The 23,928-nt window shown below is 73.4% G+C and carries 22 protein-coding genes; 13 read left to right on the top strand and 9 right to left on the bottom strand.

What is annotated here, in order from left to right:
• Positions 1 to 8: 8 nt before the first annotated feature.
• A complete protein-coding gene (locus tag BLU55_RS03390; RefSeq protein WP_231917028.1) occupies positions 9 to 1,175 on the bottom strand; it encodes a YihY/virulence factor BrkB family protein in 1,167 nt (388 codons plus the stop codon).
• Between the two features lie 18 nt (positions 1,176 to 1,193).
• Here BLU55_RS03390 and BLU55_RS03385 point away from each other — a divergent pair, with 18 nt between their 5' ends.
• Together BLU55_RS03385 and BLU55_RS03380 are read left to right on the top strand one after the other, a co-directional pair.
• The gene (locus BLU55_RS03385) at positions 1,194 to 2,837 is read left to right on the top strand and encodes an acyl-CoA dehydrogenase family protein (protein ID WP_091726086.1); all 1,644 of its coding nucleotides are present in this window, start codon (positions 1,194 to 1,196) and stop codon (positions 2,835 to 2,837) included.
• 201 nt (positions 2,838 to 3,038) lie between these two features.
• Positions 3,039 to 3,923 carry a DUF559 domain-containing protein gene (locus BLU55_RS03380; RefSeq protein ID WP_157682711.1) on the top strand — a complete coding sequence of 295 codons (885 nt, stop codon included), beginning with the start codon at positions 3,039 to 3,041 and terminating at the stop codon, positions 3,921 to 3,923.
• 48 nt (positions 3,924 to 3,971) lie between these two features.
• Here the strand turns inward: BLU55_RS03380 and pgm are convergent, their stop codons facing one another.
• Together pgm and glgC are read right to left on the bottom strand one after the other, a co-directional pair.
• Entirely contained in the window at positions 3,972 to 5,621 is a 1,650-nt protein-coding gene (gene pgm, locus BLU55_RS03375) for a phosphoglucomutase (alpha-D-glucose-1,6-bisphosphate-dependent) (protein WP_091726080.1), read from the bottom strand.
• Positions 5,618 to 6,868, bottom strand: a complete 1,251-nt coding sequence (glgC, locus tag BLU55_RS03370) for a glucose-1-phosphate adenylyltransferase (RefSeq protein WP_091726078.1) — start codon at positions 6,866 to 6,868, stop codon at positions 5,618 to 5,620. Before glgC ends, pgm begins: the two co-directional genes overlap by 4 nt.
• 53 nt (positions 6,869 to 6,921) lie before the next feature.
• On the opposite strand from glgC, the gene glgA reads away from it, so the two are divergent.
• Together glgA and BLU55_RS03360 are read left to right on the top strand one after the other, a co-directional pair.
• The gene (glgA, locus tag BLU55_RS03365) at positions 6,922 to 8,109 is read left to right on the top strand and encodes a glycogen synthase (RefSeq protein WP_172833856.1); all 1,188 of its coding nucleotides are present in this window, start codon (positions 6,922 to 6,924) and stop codon (positions 8,107 to 8,109) included.
• A gap of 39 nt (positions 8,110 to 8,148) precedes the next feature.
• Positions 8,149 to 9,087 (top strand): NADP-dependent oxidoreductase, encoded by a 939-nt coding sequence (locus BLU55_RS03360; RefSeq protein ID WP_091726072.1) that lies wholly within the window; start codon positions 8,149 to 8,151, stop codon positions 9,085 to 9,087.
• Positions 9,088 to 9,105: 18 nt separating this feature from the next.
• Here the strand turns inward: BLU55_RS03360 and BLU55_RS03355 are convergent, their stop codons facing one another.
• The gene (locus BLU55_RS03355; protein ID WP_091726069.1) at positions 9,106 to 9,561 is read right to left on the bottom strand and encodes a MarR family winged helix-turn-helix transcriptional regulator; all 456 of its coding nucleotides are present in this window, start codon (positions 9,559 to 9,561) and stop codon (positions 9,106 to 9,108) included.
• Between the two features lie 19 nt (positions 9,562 to 9,580).
• Here BLU55_RS03355 and BLU55_RS03350 point away from each other — a divergent pair, with 19 nt between their 5' ends.
• Positions 9,581 to 10,768 carry a phosphotransferase gene (locus BLU55_RS03350; protein WP_091726066.1) on the top strand — a complete coding sequence of 396 codons (1,188 nt, stop codon included), beginning with the start codon at positions 9,581 to 9,583 and terminating at the stop codon, positions 10,766 to 10,768.
• On the opposite strand, the gene BLU55_RS03345 is transcribed toward BLU55_RS03350, so the two are convergent.
• The gene (locus BLU55_RS03345; protein WP_091726063.1) at positions 10,765 to 12,117 is read right to left on the bottom strand and encodes a cation:dicarboxylate symporter family transporter; all 1,353 of its coding nucleotides are present in this window, start codon (positions 12,115 to 12,117) and stop codon (positions 10,765 to 10,767) included. The genes BLU55_RS03350 and BLU55_RS03345 overlap by 4 nt on opposite strands.
• Positions 12,118 to 12,271: 154 nt before the next feature.
• On the opposite strand from BLU55_RS03345, the gene BLU55_RS03340 reads away from it, so the two are divergent.
• Together BLU55_RS03340 and BLU55_RS03335 are read left to right on the top strand one after the other, a co-directional pair.
• Positions 12,272 to 13,867 (top strand): sensor histidine kinase, encoded by a 1,596-nt coding sequence (locus tag BLU55_RS03340; RefSeq protein ID WP_091726061.1) that lies wholly within the window; start codon positions 12,272 to 12,274, stop codon positions 13,865 to 13,867.
• On the top strand, positions 13,864 to 14,547 hold the full coding sequence (locus tag BLU55_RS03335) for a response regulator (protein WP_091726058.1): 684 nt from the start codon (positions 13,864 to 13,866) through the stop codon (positions 14,545 to 14,547). Before BLU55_RS03340 ends, BLU55_RS03335 begins: the two co-directional genes overlap by 4 nt.
• Before the next feature lie 224 nt (positions 14,548 to 14,771).
• On the opposite strand, the gene BLU55_RS03330 is transcribed toward BLU55_RS03335, so the two are convergent.
• Positions 14,772 to 16,220 carry a glycine hydroxymethyltransferase gene (locus tag BLU55_RS03330; protein WP_091726056.1) on the bottom strand — a complete coding sequence of 483 codons (1,449 nt, stop codon included), beginning with the start codon at positions 16,218 to 16,220 and terminating at the stop codon, positions 14,772 to 14,774.
• A gap of 334 nt (positions 16,221 to 16,554) precedes the next feature.
• Here BLU55_RS03330 and BLU55_RS03325 point away from each other — a divergent pair, with 334 nt between their 5' ends.
• From BLU55_RS03325 to BLU55_RS03310, 4 genes are all read left to right on the top strand, one after another.
• Positions 16,555 to 18,306 (top strand): nitrite/sulfite reductase, encoded by a 1,752-nt coding sequence (locus tag BLU55_RS03325; RefSeq protein WP_091726053.1) that lies wholly within the window; start codon positions 16,555 to 16,557, stop codon positions 18,304 to 18,306.
• Entirely contained in the window at positions 18,303 to 18,527 is a 225-nt protein-coding gene (locus tag BLU55_RS03320; RefSeq protein WP_091726051.1) for a hypothetical protein, read from the top strand. The genes BLU55_RS03325 and BLU55_RS03320 overlap by 4 nt, the downstream gene beginning before the upstream one ends.
• A complete protein-coding gene (locus tag BLU55_RS03315; protein ID WP_091726049.1) occupies positions 18,524 to 19,270 on the top strand; it encodes a phosphoadenylyl-sulfate reductase in 747 nt (248 codons plus the stop codon). Before BLU55_RS03320 ends, BLU55_RS03315 begins: the two co-directional genes overlap by 4 nt.
• A gap of 70 nt (positions 19,271 to 19,340) precedes the next feature.
• Positions 19,341 to 20,084, top strand: a complete 744-nt coding sequence (locus tag BLU55_RS03310; RefSeq protein ID WP_091726047.1) for a sirohydrochlorin chelatase — start codon at positions 19,341 to 19,343, stop codon at positions 20,082 to 20,084.
• A gap of 13 nt (positions 20,085 to 20,097) precedes the next feature.
• Here BLU55_RS03310 and BLU55_RS03305 read toward each other — a convergent pair whose 3' ends face one another.
• Genes BLU55_RS03305 through BLU55_RS03295 form a run of 3 tightly spaced genes read right to left on the bottom strand, consistent with a single transcriptional unit; the run spans position 20,098 to position 22,168 of the window.
• Positions 20,098 to 20,508 carry a DUF3037 domain-containing protein gene (locus tag BLU55_RS03305; protein ID WP_091726044.1) on the bottom strand — a complete coding sequence of 137 codons (411 nt, stop codon included), beginning with the start codon at positions 20,506 to 20,508 and terminating at the stop codon, positions 20,098 to 20,100.
• Complete coding sequence (locus BLU55_RS03300) at positions 20,505 to 21,278, bottom strand: HipA family kinase (RefSeq protein ID WP_091726041.1); 774 nt, start codon at positions 21,276 to 21,278, stop codon at positions 20,505 to 20,507. The genes BLU55_RS03305 and BLU55_RS03300 overlap by 4 nt, the downstream gene beginning before the upstream one ends.
• Positions 21,275 to 22,168, bottom strand: a complete 894-nt coding sequence (locus BLU55_RS03295; RefSeq protein WP_091726039.1) for a PPK2 family polyphosphate kinase — start codon at positions 22,166 to 22,168, stop codon at positions 21,275 to 21,277. Before BLU55_RS03295 ends, BLU55_RS03300 begins: the two co-directional genes overlap by 4 nt.
• Before the next feature lie 81 nt (positions 22,169 to 22,249).
• Between BLU55_RS03295 and BLU55_RS03290 the strand changes: the two genes are divergently transcribed.
• Together BLU55_RS03290 and BLU55_RS03285 are read left to right on the top strand one after the other, a co-directional pair.
• Positions 22,250 to 23,359, top strand: coding sequence for an ATP-dependent DNA ligase (locus tag BLU55_RS03290; RefSeq protein ID WP_091726036.1), 1,110 nt, complete (start codon positions 22,250 to 22,252; stop codon positions 23,357 to 23,359).
• The gene (locus tag BLU55_RS03285; RefSeq protein WP_091726033.1) at positions 23,356 to 23,928 is read left to right on the top strand and encodes a hypothetical protein; all 573 of its coding nucleotides are present in this window, start codon (positions 23,356 to 23,358) and stop codon (positions 23,926 to 23,928) included. The genes BLU55_RS03290 and BLU55_RS03285 overlap by 4 nt, the downstream gene beginning before the upstream one ends.

Here is a 23,928-nt window from a genome sequence, read left to right as displayed (position 1 = left end):
GGGCGAGGCTACGCCGGGCCGGACGCCTGCCGCACCGGGGTTTCGCGCTCCTCGGGCACCTGCGCGACCGGCGGTCGGGCCGTCGACGGGGCGTCCTCGGCAGGCCCCGCGACGGGCACCGCGACGGGCGCCGCGACGGTCGCCACCCCGGGCTCGGCCTCGTCCGCCGCTTCCGGGGCGGGCGCGGGGTCCGGCACCGGCGTCGGCACCGGGGTGGCGCGCCAGGGCAGCACGTTGTCGAGCGAGATCCGCCCCAGCCGCTCCTGGCGGGCAGACGTCAGCTCGACCTGCGGCCACACCTGGTCGAAGGCGGCGTTGAGGGCGGCGCCGATGAGCACCGCGATGGAGAGCAGGTAGAGCCACAGCAGCACGGCGATCGGCGCGGCCAGCGGGCCGTAGATCGAGGTCGAGCCCTGGGCGGTGCCGACCAGCACGCTGCGCAGCACCGCCGAGCCGAACACCCAGCAGAACATCGTGAACACCGCGCCGGGCAGGTTGTAGCGCCAGCGCGTCCGGACCGGCACCGACACGTGGTAGAGCAGCGCCAGGAAGACGATGCCGAGCAGCAGCACCGTGGGCCAGTAGAGCTGGTTGAGGAAGTCGAGGTTGCTGGGCAGCCAGCGGGCGATCATGGTCGGGCCGATCACCACCAGCGGCACCAGCACGACGCCGATCAGCATGCCGACGAGGTAGAGCGCGAAGGACAGCGCGCGGGTGGGGATGATGCCGCGCTGGCCGCCGAGGCCGTACATGATCGTGATGGTGTCGAGGAAGACGTTGAGCGCCCGCGAGCCCGACCACAGCGCCAGGATGAAGCCGATCGAGATGACGTCGTAGCGCCCGCCCGAGAGCACCTCGTCGAGGGTCGGCCGGATGATGCTGTCGACCGTCTGGGGGGTCAGCGCCTGGCTGGCCAGCGAGATGATGGTGTCGCGGACCTCGTCGATCTGGCTCTCGCTGAACTGCGCGAAGACGTAGCCGATGGAGCCGGCGAGCGCGAAGATCAGCGGCGGCAGCGAGAGCACCGCGAAGAAGGCCGCCTCGGCCGCGAGGCCGGTGACGCGGTGGCGCATGCAGGTGCCGACGGTCGAGACCACCAGGCGCCACACGGCGTCGCGCACCGTGACGAGCGAGAGCCCACGCACCTGACGGCGTGGACTGCTCTCGACGGCCATGACCACTACGGTAAGGCCATGAGTGCCGATGCCCGGGTAGCCCGCAACCAGGCGCCGCCGCTCGTGGGCCACGACGTCGTCGGCTCCGACGCCGCCCTGGTCGACGCGGTGCTGCGCCACGGCTCCCCCGACGTGCTCGAGTCGCTGTCGGACCTGGGGCGCGAGGCCGGCACGGCCGAGGCGCGCGAGCACGGCGAGCTGGCCAACCGGCACCACCCCGAGCTGGTGCCCTACGACCGCTACGGCAACCGGGTCGACGAGGTCCGCTTCCACCCGTCGTGGCACTGGCTCATGGAGCGAGCGGTCGGCCACGGCCTGGCCGCGGCGCCCTGGGAGCAGCAGGAGTCCGGCGCCCCCCACGCCCACGTGCGCCGGGCGGCCGGCTTCCTCGCCTGGTCGCAGACCGAGCCCGGACACGGCTGTCCCATCTCGATGACGTACGCCGCCATCCCGGCCCTGCGCGCCGACGAGGCGCTGGCCGAGGAGTGGGTGCCGCAGCTGGCCTCGCTCGACTACGACCCCGGTCTGCGGGTGCTGGCCGACAAGCGCGGCGCCCTGGCCGGCATGGGCATGACCGAGAAGCAGGGCGGTTCAGACGTCCGGGCCAACCAGACCGAGGCCCGAGCGACCGGTGTCGACGGCGAGGTCACGCTGCACGGCCACAAGTGGTTCACCTCCGCCCCGATGAACGACGTGTTCCTCGTGCTGGCCCAGGCGCCCGGCGGGCTGACCTGCTTCCTCGTGCCGCGGGTGCTGCCGTCCGGCGAGCGCAACCGGCTGGACGTCGTACGCCTCAAGGACAAGCTGGGCAACCGCTCCAACGCCTCCTCCGAGCTCGAGCTCGAGGGCACCTGGGCACAGCGGCTCGGCGACGAGGGCCGGGGCGTGCGCACCATCATCGAGATGGTCGCGGCCACCCGGCTCGACTGCGTGCTCGGCTCGGCCTCGCTGATGCGCAAGGCGCTGGCGGAGGCGTCGTGGCACGTCGCCCACCGCTCGGCCTTCGGCGGCGTGCTCGCCGACAAGCCCCTGATGCGCAACGTCGTGGCCGACCTGGCGGTCGAGTCCGAGGCCGCCACGGTGCTCGCGATGCGGCTCGCCGCGGCCGTCGACCGGCCCGGCGACGCCCACGAGGCGGCGCTGCGGCGGATCGCGCTGCCGCTCGCAAAGTTCTGGGTCTGCAAGCGCACCCCGATGATGGTGGCCGAGGCGCTGGAGTGCCTGGGCGGCAACGGCTACGTCGAGGAGTCCGGCCTGCCGCTGCTCTTCCGCGAGTCCCCTCTCAACTCGGTGTGGGAGGGCTCGGGCAACGTCAACGCCCTCGACGTCCTGCGCGCGCTGTCCCGCGAGCCCGAGGTCCTGGCCGCCTGGCTCACCGAGGTCGGCCTCGCCCGCGGCGAGGACCCCCGCCTGGACCGTGCCGTCGAGGGCGTCCTGACGATGCTCGCCGACACCACCCACCTCGAGCTGCTCGCCCGCCGCCTGGCCGGCCAGATGGCCGCCTGCCTCCAGGCCTCCCTGCTCCTCCGCTTCGCTCCCCCGGCCGTCGCCGACGCCTTCTGCGCCACCCGCCTCGGCGGCGACTACAACGGCACCCTCGGCACCCTCCCCCTCGGCACCGACCTCGACGCCCTCGTCACCCGCACCACCCCGCACGTCTGAGGCCCCGCCGCCCCGCACCCCACCGCCCCGCACCCCACCCCACCGCCTCGGCGACGCGCGGACACAAGTTGTCTCGGCGGCCGGCATACCGGGACGAGCCGGGCGTTCGGGGGAACGTGTGTCCGCGCGTCTGCGGAGCGGGCGGCGCACACCTGTGGACGACCGTTCGACGGCGACGGCCAGGGCGGTGAGGGTGTGGGCATGTCCGACGCCGTCCGGTTCCTCACCCAGTACGGCGGGTTCGCCACGTGGGCGCAGGTCGTGGACGCGGTCGGTCGGACCGAGCTCGACCGGGCCGTGCGAATGGGGCTGGTCGTGTGGATCTCGCGCGGCCGCTACGGACTGCCCGGTCTCGACCGCGACGTGATGACCGCGCACGGACTGCGCGGGGTGCTGAGCCACACGAGCGCCGCGCGATGGCACGGCTGGGAGCTGCGCACCCTGCCCGCGGTCACCCACGTCACCCTGCCGCGACGACGTCGGGCCGCGGGAGCGGCCCACGTGGAGCTGCACCGCGCGGACCTGTCGCCGGAGGAGGTCGTGGACGGCATCTGCACGTCCGTCGGACGCACCCTGGTCGACTGCCTGCGCACACTGCCGCACGACGCCGCCCTGACGGTGGGCGACTCCGCCCTGCGCCACGGGGTGGACCGCGCTGTCCTCGACGACATCGGTCGGACCGTGCGAGGTCGCGGCAGTCCGGGCGTGCTGCGCGTCGTGCGCCACGCCGATGGTCGGGCCGCCAACCCGTTCGAGTCGTGCCTGCGGTCGATCGCGCTGCAGGTCGAGGGGCTGCACCTCGAGCCCCAGCACGTGATCGTGGGGACGCGACAGACGGTCCGACCCGACCTGGTCGACGTCGCGCTGCAGGTCGCCCTCGAGGCCGACTCGGCGGAGTGGCACAGCAGCCGGCTGGCGCTCAAGCGCGACATGCGCCGCTACAACCTGCTCGTCGCCGACGGCTGGGTCGTGCTCCGCTTCGCGTGGGAGGACGTGATGTTCGACCCCGACTACGTGCTCGGGGTCCTGCGGCGCGTCGTGGACGCGCGGACACAAGTTCGCCGGAGGGTGGGGCGTTCTGCCTGAAATCGGGCGCCGCGACGCACGTGTGTCCGCGCGTCTGCGCGATCTCCGCTACGCCAGGGCGGCGGAGACCACCTCGCGGGCCTCGGCCTGGACCTGGGCGAGGTGGTCGGGGCCCTGGAAGGACTCGGCGTAGATCTTGTAGACGTCCTCGGTGCCACTGGGGCGGGCGGCGAACCAGGCCGACTCCGTGGTCACCTTGAGGCCGCCGATGGCGGCGCCGTTGCCGGGGGCCTCGGTCAGCTTGGCGGTGATCTCCTCGCCGGCGAGCGAGGTGGCGGCGACGTCGTCGGGCGAGAGGGCGGCGAGCTTGGCCTTCTGGGCGCGGTCGGCCGGCGCGTCGATGCGGGCGTACGCCGGGGCACCGTGCTGCGCGACCAGGTCGGCGTAGTGCTCGCTCGGGGTCCGGCCCGTCGCGGCGAGGATCTCGCTGGCGAGCAGGGCCAGGAGCAGGCCGTCCTTGTCGGTGGTCCAGGTCGAGCCGTCGCGGCGCAGGAACGACGCGCCGGCCGACTCCTCCCCGCCGAAGCCGAAGGAGCCGTCGATGAGGCCGGGCACGAACCACTTGAAGCCCACCGGGACCTCGACCAGCGGCTTGCCGAGCGAGGCGGCGACCCGGTCGATCATCGAGGAGGAGACGAGCGTCTTGCCGATGCGTGCGGAGTCGGGCCAGCCGGGGCGGGCGCCGCCGAAGAGGTAGCCGATCGCGACGGCCAGGAAGTGGTTGGGGTTCATCAGCCCGGCGTCGGGGGTGACGATGCCGTGGCGGTCGGCGTCGGCGTCGTTGCCGGTGGCGACGTCGTACTCGTCCTTGCGGCCGATCAGCGAGGCCATCGCGGACGGCGAGGAGCAGTCCATCCGGATCTTCTCGTCCCAGTCGAGCGTCATGAAGCGCCACGTCGGGTCGACCAGCGGGTTCACCACGGTCAGGTCGAGGCGCATCCGCTCGGCGATCTCGCCCCAGTAGTGGACGCTGGCGCCGCCCAGCGGGTCGGCCCCGATGCGCACGCCGGCCTCGCGGACCCGGTCGACGTCGAGGACCGAGGGCAGGTCGTCGACGTAGGTGCCGAGGAAGTCGTAGCCCTGCGCGGCGGCCCGGGCCCGGGCGAAGGGCACCCGCTGCACGCCCGCGAGCCCGGCCCGGATGAGCTCGTTGGCGCGGGCGGCGATGACCTTGGTGGCATCGGTGTCGGCCGGGCCGCCGTGGGGCGGGTTGTACTTGAAGCCGCCGTCGGTCGGCGGGTTGTGCGAGGGCGTGACCACGATGCCGTCGGCCAGGCCGCTGCCCGAGGTGCGACCGCCGTTGGCGCGGATGATCGCGTGGGACACGGCCGGGGTCGGGGTGTAGCCGTCGCGGTCGTCCACCAGGACGGTGACGTCGTTGGCGACCAGCACCTCCAGCGCGGTCGCCCAGGCCGGCTCGGACAGGCCGTGGGTGTCGCGGCCGACGAACAGCGGGCCGTCGTACCCCTGGTCGCGGCGGTAGTCGACGATCGCCTGGGTCGTGGCCGCGATGTGCGTCTGGTTGAACGACGTCTTGAGCGAGGACCCGCGGTGGCCGCTGGTGCCGAAGGCGACCTGCTGGTCGACGTCGTCGGGGTCGGGCTCGCCGGTGTAGTACGCCGTCACGAGGTGCGCGACGTCGACGAGGTCCTCGGGCCGGGCGGGCGTGCCGGCGCGGCTGGCGGAGGCCTCGCTCACAGGTCGACCTCCTGCCCCTTGGACAGCACGGTGAGTCCGTCCTCGACCACGAAGCCGCGGGCGCGGTCGGCCTCCGCGTCGACGCCGACCTGCGCGCCGGGCGGGACCACGACGTTCTTGTCGAGGATGGCGTGGCGCACGATCGCGCCCGCCCCGACCGTCACGCCCGAGAGCAGCACGGAGTCGGAGACCTCGGCCCCGGTCTCGACGCGGCACGACGGCGAGAGCACCGACTTGCTGACCTTGCCGCCGGTGACCACGACGCCGGGCGAGAGGATCGAGTTGTAGGCCTGCACCGGGGTGCCGCCGGCGCCCTCGACCAGCTTGGCCGGGGGCTGCGGGCCGTAGCTGGTGTAGATCGGCCACTCGGAGTTGTAGAGGTTGAAGACCGGCAGCGGCGCGATCAGGTCCATGTGGGCGGCGTAGTAGGACTCCATGGTCCCCACGTCGCGCCAGTAGCCGCGGTCGCGGTCGTTGGAGCCCGGGACGTCGTTGTCCTTGTAGTCGTAGACGCCGGCCTCGCCGCGCTCGACGAACGCCGGGATGATGTCGCCGCCCATGTCGTGCTTGGAGTCCTCGAGGTCCGCGTCGCGCGAGACCGCCTCGCGCAGCGCCTCCGCGTCGAAGACGTAGTTGCCCATCGAGGCCAGGACCTCGCCGGGCGAGTCGGGCAGGCCCGCGGGGTTCGTCGGCTTCTCCAGGAAGGCCCGGATCCGCGTCGGGTCGGCGGGGTCCACGTCGATGACGCCGAACTGGTCGGCCAGGGAGATCGGCTGCCGGATGGCGGCCACGGTGGCGGACGCGCCGCTGGCGACGTGGGCGTCGACCATCTGCGCGAAGTCCATCCGGTAGACGTGGTCGGCCCCCACCACCACCACGATGTCGGGCCGCTCGTCGTCGAGCAGGTTCATCGACTGGAAGATCGCGTCGGCGCTGCCGAGGTACCACCGCTTGCCGACGCGCTGCTGCGCCGGCACCGGGGTGACGTAGTTGCCCAGCAGCGTCGACATCCGCCAGGTGGTGGTGACGTGGCGGTCCAGGCTGTGCGACTTGTACTGCGTCAGCACGACGACCTTGAGGTAGCCCGAGTTGACGACGTTGGACAGCGCGAAGTCGATGAGGCGGTAGATGCCGCCGAAGGGGACGGCCGGCTTGGCACGGTCGGCGGTCAGCGGCATCAGCCGCTTGCCCTCGCCTCCGGCCAGCACGATGGCGAGGACCTTCTTGCGCCTGGACGTCGAGTTCATGGCACGACCCTAGGGGTGAGCGAGGTCACGCGCGAGGTACTAGGTTGCTCGACATGCGGATCGACGTCTTGTCCAAGGAGTACCCGCCCGAGATCTACGGCGGGGCCGGCGTCCACGTGGCCGAGCTGGTGCGGGCGCTGCGCGCCGCCGACGGCGTCGAGACCCGGGTCCACTGCTTCGGCCAGGAGCGCGACGAGCAGGGCACCACCGGGTACGCCGACCCGGCCGGCCTCGCCGACGCCAACGCCGCGGTCCGCACGCTCGGGGTCGACCTCGAGATGGTCGGCGGCTGCGCCGGCACCGACCTGGTCCACTCCCACACCTGGTACGCCAACCTCGCTGGCCACCTGGCCAAGCTGCTCCACGGCGTCCCCCACGTGGTGTCGGCCCACAGCCTGGAGCCGATGCGGCCGTGGAAGGCCGAGCAGCTCGGGGGCGGGTACGCCGTGTCCAGCTGGGTCGAGCGGACGGCGTACGAAGCCGCCGACGCGGTGATCGCCGTGAGCGCCGCGATGCGCGACGACGTGCTGCGCAGCTACCCCGATGTCGACCCCGACCGGGTCCACGTCGTCCACAACGGCATCGACACCGACGACTGGTCGCCGGTCGTCGACCCCGACCGGGTGCGCGAGCTGGGCGTCGACCCCGACCGGCCCAGCGTCGTGTTCGTCGGCCGGATCACGCGCCAGAAGGGGCTGCCGCTGTTCCTGCGGGCTGCCGCCCAGCTGCCGCCCGAGGTCCAGCTCGTGATGTGCGCCGGCGCCCCCGACACCCCCGAGATCGAGCAGGAGGTCCGCGAGCTCGTCGACGGCCTGGCGGCCGAGCGCGACGGCGTGGTGTGGATCCGCGAGATGCTGCCGCGCCGCGACGTGGTGGCGCTGCTGACCGCGGCGACCGTCTTCGCCTGCCCCTCCATCTACGAGCCGCTCGGCATCGTCAACCTCGAGGCGATGGCGTGCGAGACCGCCGTGGTCGCCACCGCGACCGGCGGCATCCCCGAGGTCGTCGTCCACGGCGAGACCGGCTGGCTGGTGCCGATCGAGCAGGCGACCGACGGCACCGGGACCCCGCTCGACCCGGAGCAGTACGTCGCCGACCTGGCCGCCGCGCTCGTCGACTCGGTCTCCGACCCGGAGCGGGCCCGCGCCTACGGCCTGGCCGGTCGGCGCCGCGCGCAGGAGTCCTTCAGCTGGCCCGCCATCGCCGGCCGCACGCTGGAGATCTACCGCTCGCTGACCTGACCCGGGGAATGCCGGCCCGCCAGGGTCGTTGAAACCTGCATGAGAGCTATCGGAGTCAACGAGTTCGGCGGTCCCGACGCGCTGGAGGTCCTCGACCTCCCCGAGCCGCACGCCGGTCCCGGCGAGGTGCGCCTGCGGGTGCACGCCGCGACCGTGAACCCGACCGACACCGGCCTGCGTGCGGGGCTGTACGGCGAGCGTCCCGGCGACCACGACGCCCCGTGGATCCCCGGCATGGACGCCGCCGGCGTCGTCGACGAGGTGGGCGAGGGCGTCGACCGGCTCCGGGTCGGCGACGAGGTCGTCGCGCTGCTGCTGCCGACCGGCCCCCACGGCGGGGCGTACGCCGACCACGTGGTCGCCCCGGCCGCCTCCGTGGTCGCCTCCCCGGCCGGTGCCGACGCCGTGGCCGCCTCCACGCTGCTGATGAACGCCACCACCGCCCACCTGGCCCTCGAGGCCTTCGACCTCCAGCCCGGCGCCACCGTCGCGGTCACCGGCGCGGCCGGCGCCTTCGGCGGCTACGTCGTGCAGCTGGCGAAGGCGGCCGGCCTGCGCGTCGTCGCCGACGCGGCCGAGAAGGACGTCGAGCTGGTCCGCGGGCTGGGGGCAGACGAGGTGCTCCCCCGCGACGGCTTCGTCGACCACGTGCGCGAGCTGGTCCCCGACGGCGTGGACGCGCTGGCCGACGGCGCGGTGACCGACGCCGCCGCCCTGGCCGCCGTCCGCGACGGCGGCGGGCTGGCGACCGTCCGCGGCTGGGACGGCCCCACGGAGCGCGGCATCGCCGTCCACCCGGTGATGGTCTTCGGCGCGGCCGAGCGCACCGACGTGCTCGAGCGGCTCGTCGCCCAGGCCACCGACGGCACCCTCACGCTGCGGGTGGCCCGCACCTTCCCGGCCGACCAGGCCCCCGACGCCCACCGCCTGCTGGCGGCCGGCGGCGTGCGCGGGCGGGTCGTGCTCGACCTGTCCTGACGCCACCCGCCCCGGGGGTCACCGGTCCTCCGGGGCCTCCGGGGCGGGCCGGACCAGCTCCTCGAGCACCCGCCGGAACGTGGCGTACCGGTCGCGGCCGACCCGGGTGGCCCAGTCGTCCTCGAGGCGACGGATGCGGGCGGTCACGGCGGCGGAGGTCTCCTCCCCCAGGGTCGTGCGCTGGACCAGTCGGACGCGCCGGTCGTGCTCGCCCGGCTCGACGGCCAGGTGGCCCGACGCCGTGAGCGTGGCGACGAGCTGGCCGCACCCCTGCTTGGTCATGCCGAGCCGGCCGGCCAGCTCGGTGATGGTGAGGCCGCCCCCCGACACGGCCGCGAGCACCCGGAAGTGCGACTGCCGCAGCCCCGACCAGTCCTCGGCGGCGAAGGTGTCGCTGACCTCGCGGAACAGCAGACCCATCAGCAGGGCGACGTGCTGCTCCCCGGTGGGGTAGACCGGCTTGACCGAACTCATAAAGCGACTTTACCTTCAGGTGGTCCACCAGCTCTGCGGATCGAGCACCCCATGGTCACCCACCCCGTCCTCGCCCCCCCTCGGCGCCGCCGCCGTCGACGACGCCCACCTGACCGCGATGGTCGCCGACCTGCTCGGTCAGGACCCGTCCGGCACCACGGTCCACGACGTCCGGGTCGAGGTGGTCGCCCACGACGCACCCGCGATCACCACGGCCGGTCGGCACCGGGTCCGCGGGCGCGCCCGGACGCCCGAGGGCGACCAGCCGTGGTCGCTGTTCGTCAAGCACGTGCAGTGCTGGAGCCGGCACCCGTTCTTCGCCTTCGTGCCCGAGCCGATGCGCGCCGCCGCCGCTGCCGGCGTGCCCTGGCGGGCCGAGCCGCTCGCCTACCGCTCCGACCTGCGCGACCGGCTGCCCGAGGGCCTCACCATGCTGCGCGCGCTCGACGTGGTCGACCTCGACGAGCGGTCGGCCGCGATCTGGCTGCCCGAGGTCGAGGTCGAGCCGGCCACCTGGGACCTCGAGCGCTACCGCGGCGCCGCCCACCTCGTGGGCCGCCTGGCCGCGAGCCGCCGGGTGCGGGAGGTGGAGACCGTGGCCGACGCCCCGACCCCGTGGGACTACCTGCACGGCCGGCTCGCCGCCCAGGTGCTCCCGTCACTGCGCGACGACGCGGTGTGGCGCCACCCGCTGGTGGCCGGCGCCTTCGACGACGACCTGCGCACGCGCCTGCGCGCGGCCGGCGACCGGGCCCAGGCCCTCACCGCCGAGCTCTGCGCCCTGCCGCTGCGGGCCGCCCACGGCGACACCTGCCCCGGCAACCTGCTGGTCTCCCCCGGCGTCGACGGCTTCGTGCTCATCGACTTCGGGTTCTTCTGCCCCCAGCCCGTGGGCTTCGACCTCGCGCAGCTGCTGGTCGGCGAGGTCCAGGTGGGCCGGCGCACCGCGACCGACCTGGCGGCCCGCGACGAGGCCTGCACCGCGGCGTACGTCGCGGGCCTGCGCACCGAGGGCGACGACACCCCGGCCGCGGTCGTGCGTCGTGGCCACGCGCTGAAGCTGCTGCTCTACGCGGGCCTCTCGACGCTCCCGTTCGAGCACCTCGGGGCCGAGCCCACCCCTGAACTGCACGAGGTGGCGGCCGAGCGGGCGGCGATCGCCCGCTACAGCCTCCACCTCGTCGAGCAGACGGAGCGCGACGCCTAGCTGGCGCCCTCGACCTCCTTGGCCCGGTCACCCTCGGAGTGGTCGTCGTCGAGCATCGTCATCTCGTCGAACGGCGCATCGCCGGCCAGCACCTGGTCGAGCCGCTCGCGGTTGAGCGTGCCGGTCCAGTGGCCGACCAGCACCGTGGCGACGCCGTTGCCGGCGAAGTTGGTGACCGCGCGGGCCTCGGACATGAAGCGGTCGATGCCGACGATGAGGCCGACGCCGTCGAGCAGCTCGGGCCGGTGCGAGGACAGGCCGCCGGCCAGGGTGGCCAGTCCGGCGCCGGAGACGCCCGCCGCGCCCTTGGAGGCGATGACCATGAAGACCAGCAGCGAGATCTGCTCGCCGATCGACAGCGGCTTGCCGAGGGCGTCGGCGATGAAGATCGAGGCCATCGTCAGGTAGATCGCGGTGCCGTCGAGGTTGAAGGAGTAGCCGGTCGGGATGACCACGCCGACGGTGCTCTTGTCGACGCCGGCGTGCTCCATCTTGGCGATGACGCGGGGCAGCGCGGACTCCGAGGAGGAGGTCGAGACGATCAGCAGGAACTCCCGACCGAGGTACTTGAACAGGCTGAGGATGTTGACGCCGGTGACCAGCTTGAGGATGGTGCCGAGCACGCCGAACACGAAGATGAAGCAGGTCAGGTAGAACGCGCCCATCAGCACGGCCAGGCTGCGCAGCGCCTCCCAGCCGGTCTCGCCGACGACGGCGGCGATGGCACCGAAGGCGCCCACGGGGGCGGCCCACATCACCATCGACAGCACCCGGAAGACGAGGCGCTGGAGGTGGCCGATGCCCTTGAGGATCGGCTCGCCGGAACGACCCATGGCCTGGAGCGCGAAGCCGACCAGGAGCGCCACGAAGAGGGTCTGCAGCACCTCGCCGGAGGTGAGCGAGGAGAACAGCGAGTCGGGCACGATGCCGGTGATGAACTCCGTGGTGGAGCCGGCGCCCTTGGCCTGCTCCGCGCCGACGCCCGCGGTCTCGTCGGTGAGGTTGAGGCCCTCGCCCGGGTCGATCAGGTTGCCCACGACCAGGCCGATGGCCAGGGCGAAGGTCGACATCGTGAGGAAGTAGCCGAGCGCGAGCCCGCCGACCTTGCCGACGCTGGCGGCGCTGCGCACCGAGCCGACCCCGATGACCAGGGTGCAGAAGATGACCGGCTGGATCATCATCTTGACCAGCGCGACGAAGGTCGTGCCGATCCACTTCAGGCCGACCGCGAAGTCGGGGAACAGGATGCCCACGGCGATGCCGAGGACCACGGCGACGATCACCGCGATGTAGAGGTAGTGGGTGCGGTCGCGCTTGACCGTCTTCCCCTCGTGCGTGGTGCTGCTCATGGTTCCTCCGGCTGGTGCTGCGGGTGGGCTCGGCGGGGGTGTGCCCCGCGCCACATCCTGCGGCCTGCTGTGACTGCGGTCACCCTTGCGTTCATTGTGTTCGCCGCCACACGCACGGCCGCTCGACGCGCCGCAGGTGCGCCATGATGCGGCCATGCCACGTCGCCGGTCCAGCAGGGACAGCCCGGTGGCCCGCCAGATCCTCGGCCTCCAGGTGCTGGTCGTGCTGGTGCTGGTGGTCAGCGCGCTGGCCCTGGCGGCGTACGACGCCCGCCGCGACGTGCTGGACAACGCCGCCGAGCAGGGGCTGACGGTCGCGGAGTCGCTGGCCGACTCCCCCACCGTCCGCGACGCCGTCGTCTCCGAGGACCCCTCGTCGGTGCTGCAGCCGTACGCCGAGGAGGTGCGCGCCGACACCGACACCGACTTCGTGGTGGTGATGGCGCTCGACCGCACGCGGTACACCCACCCCGACCCGGAGCGCATCGGGCAGAAGTTCATCGGCGACCTCGGCAGCGCGCCGCAGGGCCGCCCCTTCGTCCAGGAGTACGCCGGCACGCTCGGCCCCTCGGTCCGCGCGGTCGTCCCGGTGGTGGTCGACGGCCGCGTGGCGGCCCTGGTCTCGGTCGGCACCACCCTCGACCGGATCGACCAGCAGCTGGTCGGCGACCTGCCCACCATCGGCGTCGCCGCCCTGGGCACGCTCGCGGTCGGCATGGCCGGCGCCTGGCTGATCTCGCGGCGGCTGCGGCGCCAGACCCACGGCATGGGCGAGCGCGAGATCACCCGGATGTACGAGTACTACCGCGCCGTGCTCCACGCCGTGCGCGAGGGCCTGCTGCTGGTCGACGAGCACGACCGCGTGCAGCTGGTCAACGACGAGGCCCGCCGCCTGCTGGTGCTGCCGGACGACGTGGTGGGGCGTCCGCTGCAGGAGCTCGGCCTGCCGCCCGGCCTGGTGGAGGCGGTCCTCGACGACGCCACCGAGACCGACGACGTCTACGTGCTGGGCCAGCAGGTGCTGGTCATCTCCAGCGCCCCCGCCTACTGGGGCGGCCAGGAGGTGGGCGCCGTGCTGACCGTGCGCGACCGCACCGAGCTGCAGACCGTCACCGGCGAGCTCGACCTGGTGCGCGGCCTGACCGAGTCGCTGCGCGCCCAGAACCACGAGGCCGCCAACCGCCTGCACGCCGTGGTGTCGCTCATCGAGATGGGCCGGCACGAGCAGGCCGTCGCCTTCGCCACCGAGGAGCTCGCCGTCGCCCAGTCGCTGGCCGACGAAGTGGTCGGTGCCGTCGAGGAGCCCGTGCTCGCCGCCCTGCTGCTCGGCAAGACCGCCCAGGCCGCGGAGCGCGGCATCGAGCTGCGCATCGAGGGCGGGCTGGGCCCCGACGTCGGCGTGCCGCCCCGCGAGCTGGTGACGGTGGTGGGCAACCTCATCGACAACGCCTTCGACGCGGTCACCGACGCCAGCCCGCGTGCCGTCCGGGTCCGGCTCGACGGCGCGGCGGGCCGGGTGCGGGTGGAGGTGGGCGACAGCGGCCCCGGCGTACGCCCCCAGGACGCGGCGCGGGTCCTCGAGCGCGGCTGGTCGACCAAGGCCACGCAGGGGCGCGGGCTCGGCCTGGCCCTGGTGGGACAGGTCGCGCGCCAGCACGGCGGCGGCGTCGAGGTCGACCGCTCCGAGCTCGGTGGCGCGCGGTTCACCGTGGTGCTCGACACCCAGGTGCGCCCGGAGCCCGCGCGATGAGCGTGCGGGTGCTGGTCGTCGAGGACGAGGAGCTCGCCTCGGAGGCCCACGCGGCGTACGTCGGGCGGGTCGGTGGCTTCGAGCTCGCCGGCGTCGCCCGCTCGGCCGGCGAGGCGATGCGGGTGCTGGCCGGCGACGCGGGCGTCGACCTGCTGCTGCTCGACATGCACCTGCCCGACGGCCACGGCCTCGCGCTGCTGCAGCGGATCCGTGCGGCCGGCCACCTGTGCGACGTGATCGCGGTGACCTCCGCGCGCGACAGCGACGTGGTGCGGCGGGCGGTGTCGCAGGGCGTCGTGCTCTACCTGCTCAAGCCGTTCTCCTTCGCGGCCTTCCGCACCAAGCTCGAGCAGTACGCCGCCTACCGCGAGCAGCTGCGCGGCACCGCCGACGACGTGGTGCAGGACGACGTCGACCAGCTCTTCGGCGCGCTGCGCGCCCGCGGCACCGGCGCCGGGCTGCCCAAGGGGATGAGCCTGGACTCCCTGCGCCAGGTCACCGACGCCCTGCGCCGCGCCCCCGGCCCGATGTCGGCCACCGAGGTCGGCGAGGCCATCGGCGCCTCCCGCGTCACCGCCCGCCGCTACCTCGAGCACCTCGCCGACGACGGCTCGGTCGACCGCGCCCCCCGCTACGGCGGCACCGGCCGCCCCGAGGTCGCCTACGCCTGGCGCCGCTAGCCAGCCAGCGCACGCCGAGCGGGCGATTCCAGCACGCCCCAGACCGCCGAGCGGGCGATCCCGGCACACCCCAGACCGCCGAGCGGGCGATTCCAGCACGCTCCAGACCGCCGAGCGAGATCGCGACGTACGACTGTCGCCCGGTCGGCGCGCTCAGGCGTGCTGCAGACGCCCGGTCGGCGCGCTGCGGCGTGCTGCAATCGCCCGGTCGCGGGAGGTCCCGGTCAGGACAGCTGCAGGCCGGGGTAGAGCGGGTGCTTGTCGAGCATCTCGGCGGAGCGGGCGCGGACGCGGTCGGCGACGCCGTCGCTGGTGGCGTACGTCGCCTTCGAGGGCGCCCCGGCCTTGTTGGTGCCGGCCTGGGTGTTCGAGAGGACGTCGACGACCAGGTCGGCGACCGTGTCGAACTCGTCGTGGCCGAAGCCGCGGGTGGTGAGCGCCGGGGTGCCGAAGCGGATGCCGGAGGTGTACCACGCCCCGTTGGGGTCGCCGGGGACCGAGTTGCGGTTGGTGACCACGCCGGCGTCGAGCAGCGCGGACTCCGCCTGGCGGCCGGTGAGGCCGAAGCCGGAGACGTCGAGCAGCACCAGGTGATTGTCGGTGCCGCCGGTGACGAGCGTCGCGCCGCGGGTGAGGAAGCCCTCGGCGAGCGACTTCGCGTTGTCGGCGATCTGCTGGGCGTAGGTGCGGAACTCCGGTTGCCGCGCCTCGGCCAGCGCGACGGCCTTGGCCGCCATCACGTGCGAGAGCGGGCCGCCGAGCACCATCGGGCAGCCGCGGTCGACGTCGGCGGCGAACTCCTCCTGGGCCAGCACCAGGCCGCCGCGCGGGCCGCGCAGCGACTTGTGGGTGGTGGTGGTGACGATCTGCGCGTGCGGCACCGGGTCCTCGTCGCCGGTGAAGACCTTGCCGGCCACCAGACCGGCGAAGTGGGCCATGTCGACCATCAGCACGGCGCCGACCTCGTCGGCGATCTCGCGCATCTTGGCGAAGTTCACCCGGCGGGGGTACGCCGAGTAGCCCGCCACCAGCACCAGCGGCTTGAACTCCTGGGCCTTGGCCCGCACCACGTCGTAGTCGAGCAGCCCGGTCTCCGGGTCGGTGCCGTACTGCTGCTGGTGGAACATCTTGCCGCTGATGTTGGGCCGGAAGCCGTGGGTCAGGTGGCCGCCGGCGTCGAGCGACATGCCGAGCAGGCGCTGGTTGCCGAACTCGTGGCGCAGCTGCTCCCAGTCGGCCTCGGAGAGCTCGTTGACGTTCTTGGCGCCGAGGCGCGCCAGCGCCGGGGTCTCGACGCGGTTGGCCAGGATCGACCAGAAGGCCACCAGGTTGGCGTCGATGCCGGAGTGCGGCTGCGCGTAGGCGTACGGCGCGCCGAACAGCTCGCGCGCGTGCTCGGCCGCGAGCGCCTCGACGGTGTCGACGTTCTGGCAGGCGGCGTAGAAGCGGTGGCCGACGGTGCCCTCGGCGTACTTGTCGCTGAACCAGGTGCCCATCGTGAGCAGCGTGGCGGGCGAGGCGTAGTTCTCCGAGGCGATCAGCTTGAGCGAGCTGCGCTGGTCGGCCAGCTCCTGACGTGTGGCCTGCGCCACACGCGGCTCGACGGAGGCGATCACCTCGAGCGCGGCGTCGTAAGCGGTGGAGACGGTCTTCGCGAGGCGCTCGTCAGTCATGGGGCACAGCCTAGTTCCGGCGTCGCCGCGCCTCACGTCGGCCGACCGGGCGTGTCCATCATCCGGACGCGCGTCTCAAGACATGAGATCCGCGTTTGTGGGCCGGGTGTCCGCGAGTTGAGACTGTTGTCCGTGATCACCACTGCATCGACCACCTGGCTCGTGGCCCGTCGCCACGTGGACCTCGGTCGCACCCGCAGCGCGATGTGTCGCAGCACCGTCTGACCCCCCTCCCACGGGTCCTGACGAGCGCTCCCGCCGCGACGACGACGTCGCCCCCGTGGGCCCCACCCGGGTCCCGTGCGCCGCTGCCCACCGACCGAAACAGGACACGATGACCTCCAGCTCCACCGCCCGCCCCGCCTCGACCGAGGGCCAGGTCGGCCGATCCGGTCGACCGCCCCGGCGCAAGAAGGGCGAGGGCCAGTGGGCGCTCGGCTACAACGAGCCGCTGAACAAGAACGAGCAGTCCAAGAAGGACGACAACCCGCTCAACGTCCGCGCCCGGATCATCAACACCTACTCCAAGCGCGGCTTCGCCAGCATCGACCCGGCCGACCTGCGCGGTCGGTTCCGCTGGATGGGCCTCTACACCCAGCGCGCCCCGGGCTTCGACGGCGGCAAGACCGCGATGCTCGAGGAGGAGGAGCTCGACGACTCCTACTTCATGCTCCGGGTGCGCTCCGACGGCGAGCTGCTCGACGCGGCCAAGCTGCGCGCGCTGGGCTCGATCTCCACCGACTTCGCCCGCGGCACCGCCGACATCACCGACCGCCAGAACATCCAGTACCACTGGATCGAGGTGGAGGACGTCCCCGAGATCTGGGACCGCCTCGACGCCGTCGGGATGACCAGCCTCGAGGCGTGCGGCGACTCGCCCCGCCCGTTCCTCGGCTCCCCCGTGGCCGGCGTCGCCGCCGACGAGATCATCGACGCCACCCCGGCGCTCGAGGAGATCAAGCGCCGCTACATCGGCGACCCGGCGTACTCCAACCTGCCTCGCAAGTTCAAGACCTCCGCCAGCGGCCACCCCAGCCTCGACTGCGTGCCCTCGGTCAACGACGTGTCCTTCGTGGGCACCGTCCACCCCGAGCACGGCCCCGGCTTCGACCTGTGGGTCGGCGGCGGTCTGTCGACCAACCCGATGCTGGCCCAGAAGCTCGGCGTCTGGATCCCGCTCGACGAGGTCCCCGACGTGTGGGAGGCGGTCGTCTCGGTCTTCCGCGACTACGGCTACCGCCGACTGCGCTCGCGCGCGCGGTTGAAGTTCCTCGTCGCCGACTGGGGCAAGGAGAAGTTCCGCGAGGTGCTGGAGACGAAGTACCTCCAGCGCGCCCTCGTCGACGGCCCCTCCCCCGAGGCCGGCGCCGCCGGCGGCGACCACATCGGCGTCCACGAGCAGAAGGACGGCCGCTTCTACGTCGGCGTCGCCCCCACCGCGGGCCGCGTCAACGGCGCGATCCTCACCGGCGTCGGCGACGTCGTGGAGCGGTACGCCGCGGCCGGCGCCCGCCTCACCGCCCAGCAGAAGCTGGTCGTGCTCGGGGTGGCCGGCGACGACGTCGAGGCCCTGGTCGCCGACCTGCGCGCCCTCGGCCTCGAGGCCGAGCCGTCCAACTGGCGCCGCAACACGATGGCCTGCACCGGCATCGAGTTCTGCAAGCTCGCGATCGTCGACACCAAGCAGCGCTCGATCGACCTGGTCGCCGAGCTCGAGCAGCGGATCCCCGACCTCGACGTGCCGATCACGGTCAACGTCAACGGCTGCCCCAACGCCTGCGCCCGCACCCAGGTCGCCGACATCGGCCTCAAGGGCCAGCTCGTGCTCGACGACGACGGCAACCAGGTGGAGGGCTTCCAGGTCCACCTCGGCGGCGGCCTCGGCCTGTCCGACCAGTTCGGCAAGAAGCTGCGCGCCCACAAGGTGACCAGCGCGGGCCTGGGCGACTACGTCACCACGGTGGTCGGCAACTACCTGGAGGACCGCGCGGTCGACGAGGCCTTCGCCGACTGGGTCACCCGGGCCGACGACATCCTGCTGCGCGGCGACAAGTCGCTGACCGCGGCGTCCGGGGAGGCGTCGTGAGCGCCCGGGCGGTCCCCTTCCACTGCCCCTTCTGCGGTGACGAGGACCTGCGTCCCCACGAGGCCGCCGACGGCACCTCGCCGCACGGCGCCTGGGAATGCCACTCCTGCCTGCGGGCGTTCAAGGTCAGCATGATCGGACAATTGCGTCGCCCCGCCTCCCTCGCCTCCTCCGGCACCCCGTCCGGCAGCACCTCCGCCAGCGGGGAGGGCACGCGATGACCGCCCCCACCACGCTGGCCGCCCGCGACTTCCGCGGCTCGGTCACCGAGGGCCGCTCCACCGAGGAGCTCAAGGACATCGTCTTCCACGTCGGTGCCGAGCTCGAGCTCGCACCTGCCGAGAACATCATCGAGTGGGCGGTGGCCACCTTCGGCGAGCGGTTCTGCGTGACGTCCTCGATGAGCGACGCCGTGCTGTCCCACCTCGCCTCCACGGTCGCCCCCGGCGTCGACGTCGTCTTCCTCGACACCGGCTACCACTTCGCCGAGACCATCGGCACCCGTGACGCGGTCGCGGCGACGATGCCGGTCAACCTGATCGACATCACGCCGGTGCAGTCCGTCGCCGAGCAGGACGCGACGTACGGCAAGGACCTCTACAAGACCGACCCCGACCTGTGCTGCAAGCTCCGCAAGGTGCAGCCGCTGGCCGAGGGCCTGGCGTCGTACGACGCGTGGGCGACCGGTCTGCGGCGCGCCGAGACCCACAACCGGGTGATCGCCCCGGTCGTGGGCTGGGACGAGAAGAAGCAGAAGGTCAAGGTCTCCCCGCTGGCGCGGTGGTCCGACGACGACGTCGACCGCTACATCGACGACCACGGGATCCTGGTCAACCCGCTGCAGTACGACGGGTACCCCTCGATCGGCTGCTGGCCCTGCACCAACCGCGTCGCACCGGGCGAGGACCCTCGCTCGGGCCGCTGGGCCGGCCAGAACAAGACCGAGTGCGGCATCCACCAGTAAGCCCCACCCGCCCCATCCCCCCGCATGAGGACGACGTCGTCCGCAGCCCGGACCACCAGGGAGCCACGTCATGACTGCTCCAGCCCTCGTCACGCTCGCCCACGGCAGCCGTGACCCGCGATCGGCCGCCACCGTGCAGGCACTCGCCGCCGCCACCCGCGAGCTGCGTCCCGACCTGCGCATCGAGGCGGCCTTCCTCGAGCTCTCCGAGCCCAGCGTCGAGCAGGTCGTGGACCGGCTCGTCGCCGAGGGCCACGACGAGGTCGTGATCGTCCCGCTGCTGCTCAACGAGGCCTTCCACGCCCGCGTGGACGTGCCACGCGTGGTCCGCGACGCGATGGCGCGCCACTCCGGGCTGCTCGTCCGGGCCACCGACATCCTCGGCCTCGAGCCCGCCTTCCTCGGGGTGCTCGACCGGCGGCTGCGCGACGCCCTGGCGGCCCACCGGGTGCGCGAGCTCGACGCCCTGGTGCTGGCCGCCGCCGGCTCCTCGGACCCGCTGGCCAACCAGGCGGTCGCCCGGCTCGCGCGGGTGTGGGGCGCGCGCCACCGGCTGCCCGTCGCCGCGGCGTTCGCCTCCTCGGCCCCGCCCGCGACGGGCGAGGCGGTCCGCGCCTTCCGCGCCGAGGGCCGTCGCCACGTCGCGGTGGCCTCGATGTTCCTGGCTCCGGGGTTCCTGCCCGACCGGGCCGCCGAGCTGGCCCTGGAGGCGGGCGCCGTCGCCGTCTCCGAGCCGCTGGGCGCCGCGCCCGAGCTGGCCCGCACCATCCTGGCCCGCTACGCCGTGGGCGCCGTCGAGCTCGTCCCCGTCTGAGCGTCCGCCCCCGTCACCCGACCAGGGCGTCGACCAGCCGCTGCAGCTCGCCGGCCGGGTCGGTGGTGACCCCGCCGTGCACCGGCCCCGGCTGCACCACCGTGCTGCGGGGGGCGCGGAGCAGGCCGAACCGGGTGCTCAGCGTGTCGGCCGCCTCCCGGGTGCCGTACGCCGTGGCGCGCGAGCCCACGGCCAGGTCCAGTCGTCCCGCCCCGCGGCAGACCTCCTCGACCCCGCGCAGGGCCCGGCGCACGCCGTCGACGTCGACCTCGGCGTCGAGCGCCCGCAGCCGGTCGTCGTCCACGCGCGAGGCCGAGCCCAGGAAGTCGAGCGCGTGGGAGTAGAGCACCACGCCGACGTTGACGAACTCCTCGCGCTCCACGCGCGGCACGCACCGCAGCACGACGTACTGGTAGCCGCTCACGCGCCGGCCCCCTCGGCGCCCGGCAGCCACGGTCGGCCACCGGCGACGCGGGCGTGCAGGAACGCGACGTAGCGCTCCCGCACCGCGGCCGGGGTCTCGGCGCCGGGCACCGGCTCCAGCCACTCGTCGGGCACCCGGTCGAGCACCGTCGTGAGCGCCTCGGGCGTCAGCCGGGCGGCCAGCGCGGCGTCCTGGGCACGGGCCTGCGGGGCGAACCGGCCCATGATGTGCTCGCCGGCGTCGTAGGCCTGCGCGGCGAACCGCTCGGGGCTGCCCGCGCCGCCGGGCCAGGAGTAGTGGAAGTAGAGCGCCGCCCCGTGGTCGATGGCCCACAGCGCCCCGCGCCACAGCAGCAGGTTGGGGTTGCGCCACGACCGGTCCACGTTGGCGCAGCAGGCGTCCAGCCACAGGATCCGGCCGGCCAGGTCGGGGTCGGGCTCGTAGGACGCGTCGTAGCCGAACGCCCGCGGCAGCAGGTCGACGCCGAGGTTGAGGCCCAGGCTGGCCGTGAGCAGGTCCTGGACCTCCTCGTCGGCCTCGTAGCGCGCGATCTCGGGCGCCAGGTCGAGCGTGACCAGCTCGGGCACCGGCACGTCGAGCAGCTCGGCGACCCCGGCGACGACGACCTCGGCCACCAGCACCCGCAGGCCCTGGCCGGCTCCGCGGAACTTGCAGACGTAGGTGCCGAGGTCCTCGCCCTCGACCACGCCGGGCAGCGAGCCGCCCTCGCGCAACGGGGTGACGTAGCGCGTGACGCGGACCTGCCTCACTCGTGCTCCCGCTCCAGCCGGGCGCGCTGCTCGGCGACGTCGTAGTCGGGGGCGGGCCACTCCAGGGCCATGCCGCGCAGCGCCTCGACCAGCAGCTGCGCCACCGCCCAGTTGCGGAACCACTTGCGGTCGGCGGGCACGACGTACCACGGCGCGGCGTCGGTGTGGCAGCGCTCCAGCGCGACCGCGTAGGCCCGCTGGTAGTCGTCCCAGTGCTGGCGCTCGTCGATGTCGCCGGGCTTGAACTTCCACTGCTTGTCGGGGTCGTCGAGCCGGGCGAGCAGCCGCTCCCGCTGGGTGGCCGCGGAGACGTGGAGGAAGCACTTGAGCACCACGGTGCCCTCGGCGACCAGGGCCTTCTCCCAGTCGACGATCGCGTCGTAGCGTCGCTCCAGCTCGGCCTCGTCGACGAGCCCGTGCACCCGGTGGACCAGGACGTCCTCGTAGTGCGAGCGGTCGAAGACCCCGACCATGCCCGGCCCGGGGAGCGCCCGGTCGATGCGCCACAGGAAGTCGTGGGCCAGCTCCTCGTCGGTGGGCTTCTTGAACGACGTCAGCCGCAGGCCGTTGGGGCTGAGCAGCCCGATCGCCTTCTCGACCACCCCGCCCTTGCCGGAGGTGTCCATGCCCTGGAGCACGACCAGCACCCGACGGGTGCCGCCGGTGTAGGCGTCGGCGTACATCCGCTCCTGGAGGTCCGCCAGCTCGGCCCCGAGGTCGGCGAGCGCCCGCTGCCCCGCCGCCTTGTCGCCGTCGAACCCGGGCGTCGCGTCGGTGGGCACGTCGGCCAGGCGCACCGGGCCCGGGGCCAGACGCAGCGCGTCGGTGAGGGCGTAGGCGGTGGAGCGCTCGTCGGGGTCCGGGGCGTCGGTGGTGTCGGGGCCGCTCATGACCGGAGTATGGCGCACCCCGCCGACACCGCCCGTCGGCTCGACGCGCGCCCCGCGCCCGGGGCGACTAGGTTCGGGGGCGTGGACCTGCCCGTCATGCCTCCCGTCCGACCGATGCTGGCCAAGTCCGTCAAGGGCGTGCCCGACCCGGCGAAGTTCCCCGGCGGCCTGTCCTTCGAGCCCAAGTGGGACGGCTTCCGCTGCCTGGTCTTCCGCGACGGCGACGAGGTGGAGCTGACCAGCCGCAACACCAAGCCGCTGACCCGCTACTTCCCCGAGGTCGTCGAGGCGGTGCGTGAGCTGCTCCCCCGGCGGTGCGTGCTCGACGGCGAGCTGTTCGTGGCGCTGGGCGACCGGCTCGAGTTCGAGGTGCTCCAGGAGCGGATCCACCCCGCCGCGTCCCGGATCGCGATGCTGTCGGAGAAGACGCCCGCGTCCTTCGTGGCCTTCGACGCCCTCGCGCTGGGCGACGACTCCCTGGTGGCGGCCCCCTTCTCGGAGCGCCGCGACCGGCTCGAGCAGGCCCTGGGCGACCTCCGCGGCCCGGCGTACCTCACCCGCACGACCACCGACCCGGCCGAGGCCGAGCGCTGGTTCGACCAGTTCGAGGGGGCGGGGCTCGACGGCGTCGTCGCCAAGCCGATGGGGGCGGCGTACGACGAGAACGCGCGGACGATGCTCAAGATCAAGCACGCCCGCACCGCCGACGTCGTGGTCGCGGGCTACCGGCTCCACAAGAACAGCACCGAGGCGCGGCCCCTGCTCGGCTCGCTGCTGCTCGGCCTGCACGACGACGAGGGTCGGCTCCAGCACGTCGGCGTCGCCGCCTCCTTCACCGAGGCCCGCCGCGCCGCGCTCGTCGAGGAGCTGCGGCCGCTGGAGTGCCCGATCGACGAGCACCCGTGGCAGGCGTGGGCCGGTGACGCCGTGGCCAACCCCGACCGCGTGCCGGGCACCCAGAGCCGCTGGAGCGCCGGCAAGGACCTCTCCTTCACCCCGCTGCGGCCCGAGCGCGTGCTGGAGGTCGGCTACGAGCACATGGAGGGCCGGCGCTTCCGCCACACCGCCCAGTTCAAGCGCTGGCGGCCCGACCGCGACCCCGCCTCGTGCGGTTACGGGCAGTTGGAGGAGGTCGTGGGCTACGACCTCACTAGGGTGTTGCGCATCGACCCCGAAGGAAGTGGCACATGAGCGAGACCCCCACTCACGCCGAGACCACCGGTGCCGACCGGTACGACGTGGTGCTGCTGGTGGAGCAGACCCTGACCGCGACCGACGCGGCCAACCTGCGGGCCCTCCACGAGGGGATCGAGCCGTCGGTGCTCTACCACGTGCTGCTGCCGGTGGAGGACGCCTCGGCCCGCGTGGAGGCCGCCATGGGCAGCCTCGGCACCGGCGAGGTGCTCACCACCCCTCCGGTCACGATGGACCAGGAGGACCTCCAGCACCTGCGCGGCGAGCTGCTCGACAGCTGCCGGGCTGGCGTCAGCGAGACGGTCGCGGTCATCGAGGGCGCCGGGGGCCGCGCCGTGGGCGAGCCCGTGAGCAACGACCCGATCGACGCGCTGGTGGCCAAGGTCGCGGCCGTGGACGCCCGCGAGGTGATCGTGCTGACCCGCTCCCACGTCGTCAGCGAGTTCTTCCACGTCGACTGGACCTCTCGAGCGCGCCGCAAGCTCGGCGTGCCGGTCCTGCACCTGCTCGAGCACGAGAACTTCGACGAGCAGGCCGGCGACGGCGAAGGCATCTCGGGGTTCTGA

The sequence above is a fragment of the Nocardioides scoriae genome (genome assembly GCF_900104965.1).
GTDB lineage: Bacteria > Actinomycetota > Actinomycetes > Propionibacteriales > Nocardioidaceae > Marmoricola > Marmoricola scoriae.
The sequence above is the reverse complement of the archived record's forward strand: the minus strand, read 5'-3'. Positions and strand labels throughout refer to the sequence as shown.

Coding starts and splice junctions, on each gene's coding strand:
- BLU55_RS03390 (WP_231917028.1), bottom strand. CDS start 1,175: ATGGCCGTCGAGAGCAGTCCACGCCGTCAGGTGCGTGGGCTCTCGCTC.
- BLU55_RS03385 (WP_091726086.1), top strand. CDS start 1,194: ATGAGTGCCGATGCCCGGGTAGCCCGCAACCAGGCGCCGCCGCTCGTG.
- BLU55_RS03380 (WP_157682711.1), top strand. CDS start 3,039: ATGTCCGACGCCGTCCGGTTCCTCACCCAGTACGGCGGGTTCGCCACG.
- glgC (WP_091726078.1), bottom strand. CDS start 6,868: ATGAACTCGACGTCCAGGCGCAAGAAGGTCCTCGCCATCGTGCTGGCC.
- glgA (WP_172833856.1), top strand. CDS start 6,922: ATGCGGATCGACGTCTTGTCCAAGGAGTACCCGCCCGAGATCTACGGC.
- BLU55_RS03360 (WP_091726072.1), top strand. CDS start 8,149: ATGAGAGCTATCGGAGTCAACGAGTTCGGCGGTCCCGACGCGCTGGAG.
- BLU55_RS03355 (WP_091726069.1), bottom strand. CDS start 9,561: ATGAGTTCGGTCAAGCCGGTCTACCCCACCGGGGAGCAGCACGTCGCC.
- BLU55_RS03345 (WP_091726063.1), bottom strand. CDS start 12,117: ATGAGCAGCACCACGCACGAGGGGAAGACGGTCAAGCGCGACCGCACC.
- BLU55_RS03340 (WP_091726061.1), top strand. CDS start 12,272: ATGCCACGTCGCCGGTCCAGCAGGGACAGCCCGGTGGCCCGCCAGATC.
- BLU55_RS03335 (WP_091726058.1), top strand. CDS start 13,864: ATGAGCGTGCGGGTGCTGGTCGTCGAGGACGAGGAGCTCGCCTCGGAG.
- BLU55_RS03330 (WP_091726056.1), bottom strand. CDS start 16,220: ATGACTGACGAGCGCCTCGCGAAGACCGTCTCCACCGCTTACGACGCC.
- BLU55_RS03325 (WP_091726053.1), top strand. CDS start 16,555: ATGACCTCCAGCTCCACCGCCCGCCCCGCCTCGACCGAGGGCCAGGTC.
- BLU55_RS03315 (WP_091726049.1), top strand. CDS start 18,524: ATGACCGCCCCCACCACGCTGGCCGCCCGCGACTTCCGCGGCTCGGTC.
- BLU55_RS03310 (WP_091726047.1), top strand. CDS start 19,341: ATGACTGCTCCAGCCCTCGTCACGCTCGCCCACGGCAGCCGTGACCCG.
- BLU55_RS03295 (WP_091726039.1), bottom strand. CDS start 22,168: ATGAGCGGCCCCGACACCACCGACGCCCCGGACCCCGACGAGCGCTCC.
- BLU55_RS03285 (WP_091726033.1), top strand. CDS start 23,356: ATGAGCGAGACCCCCACTCACGCCGAGACCACCGGTGCCGACCGGTAC.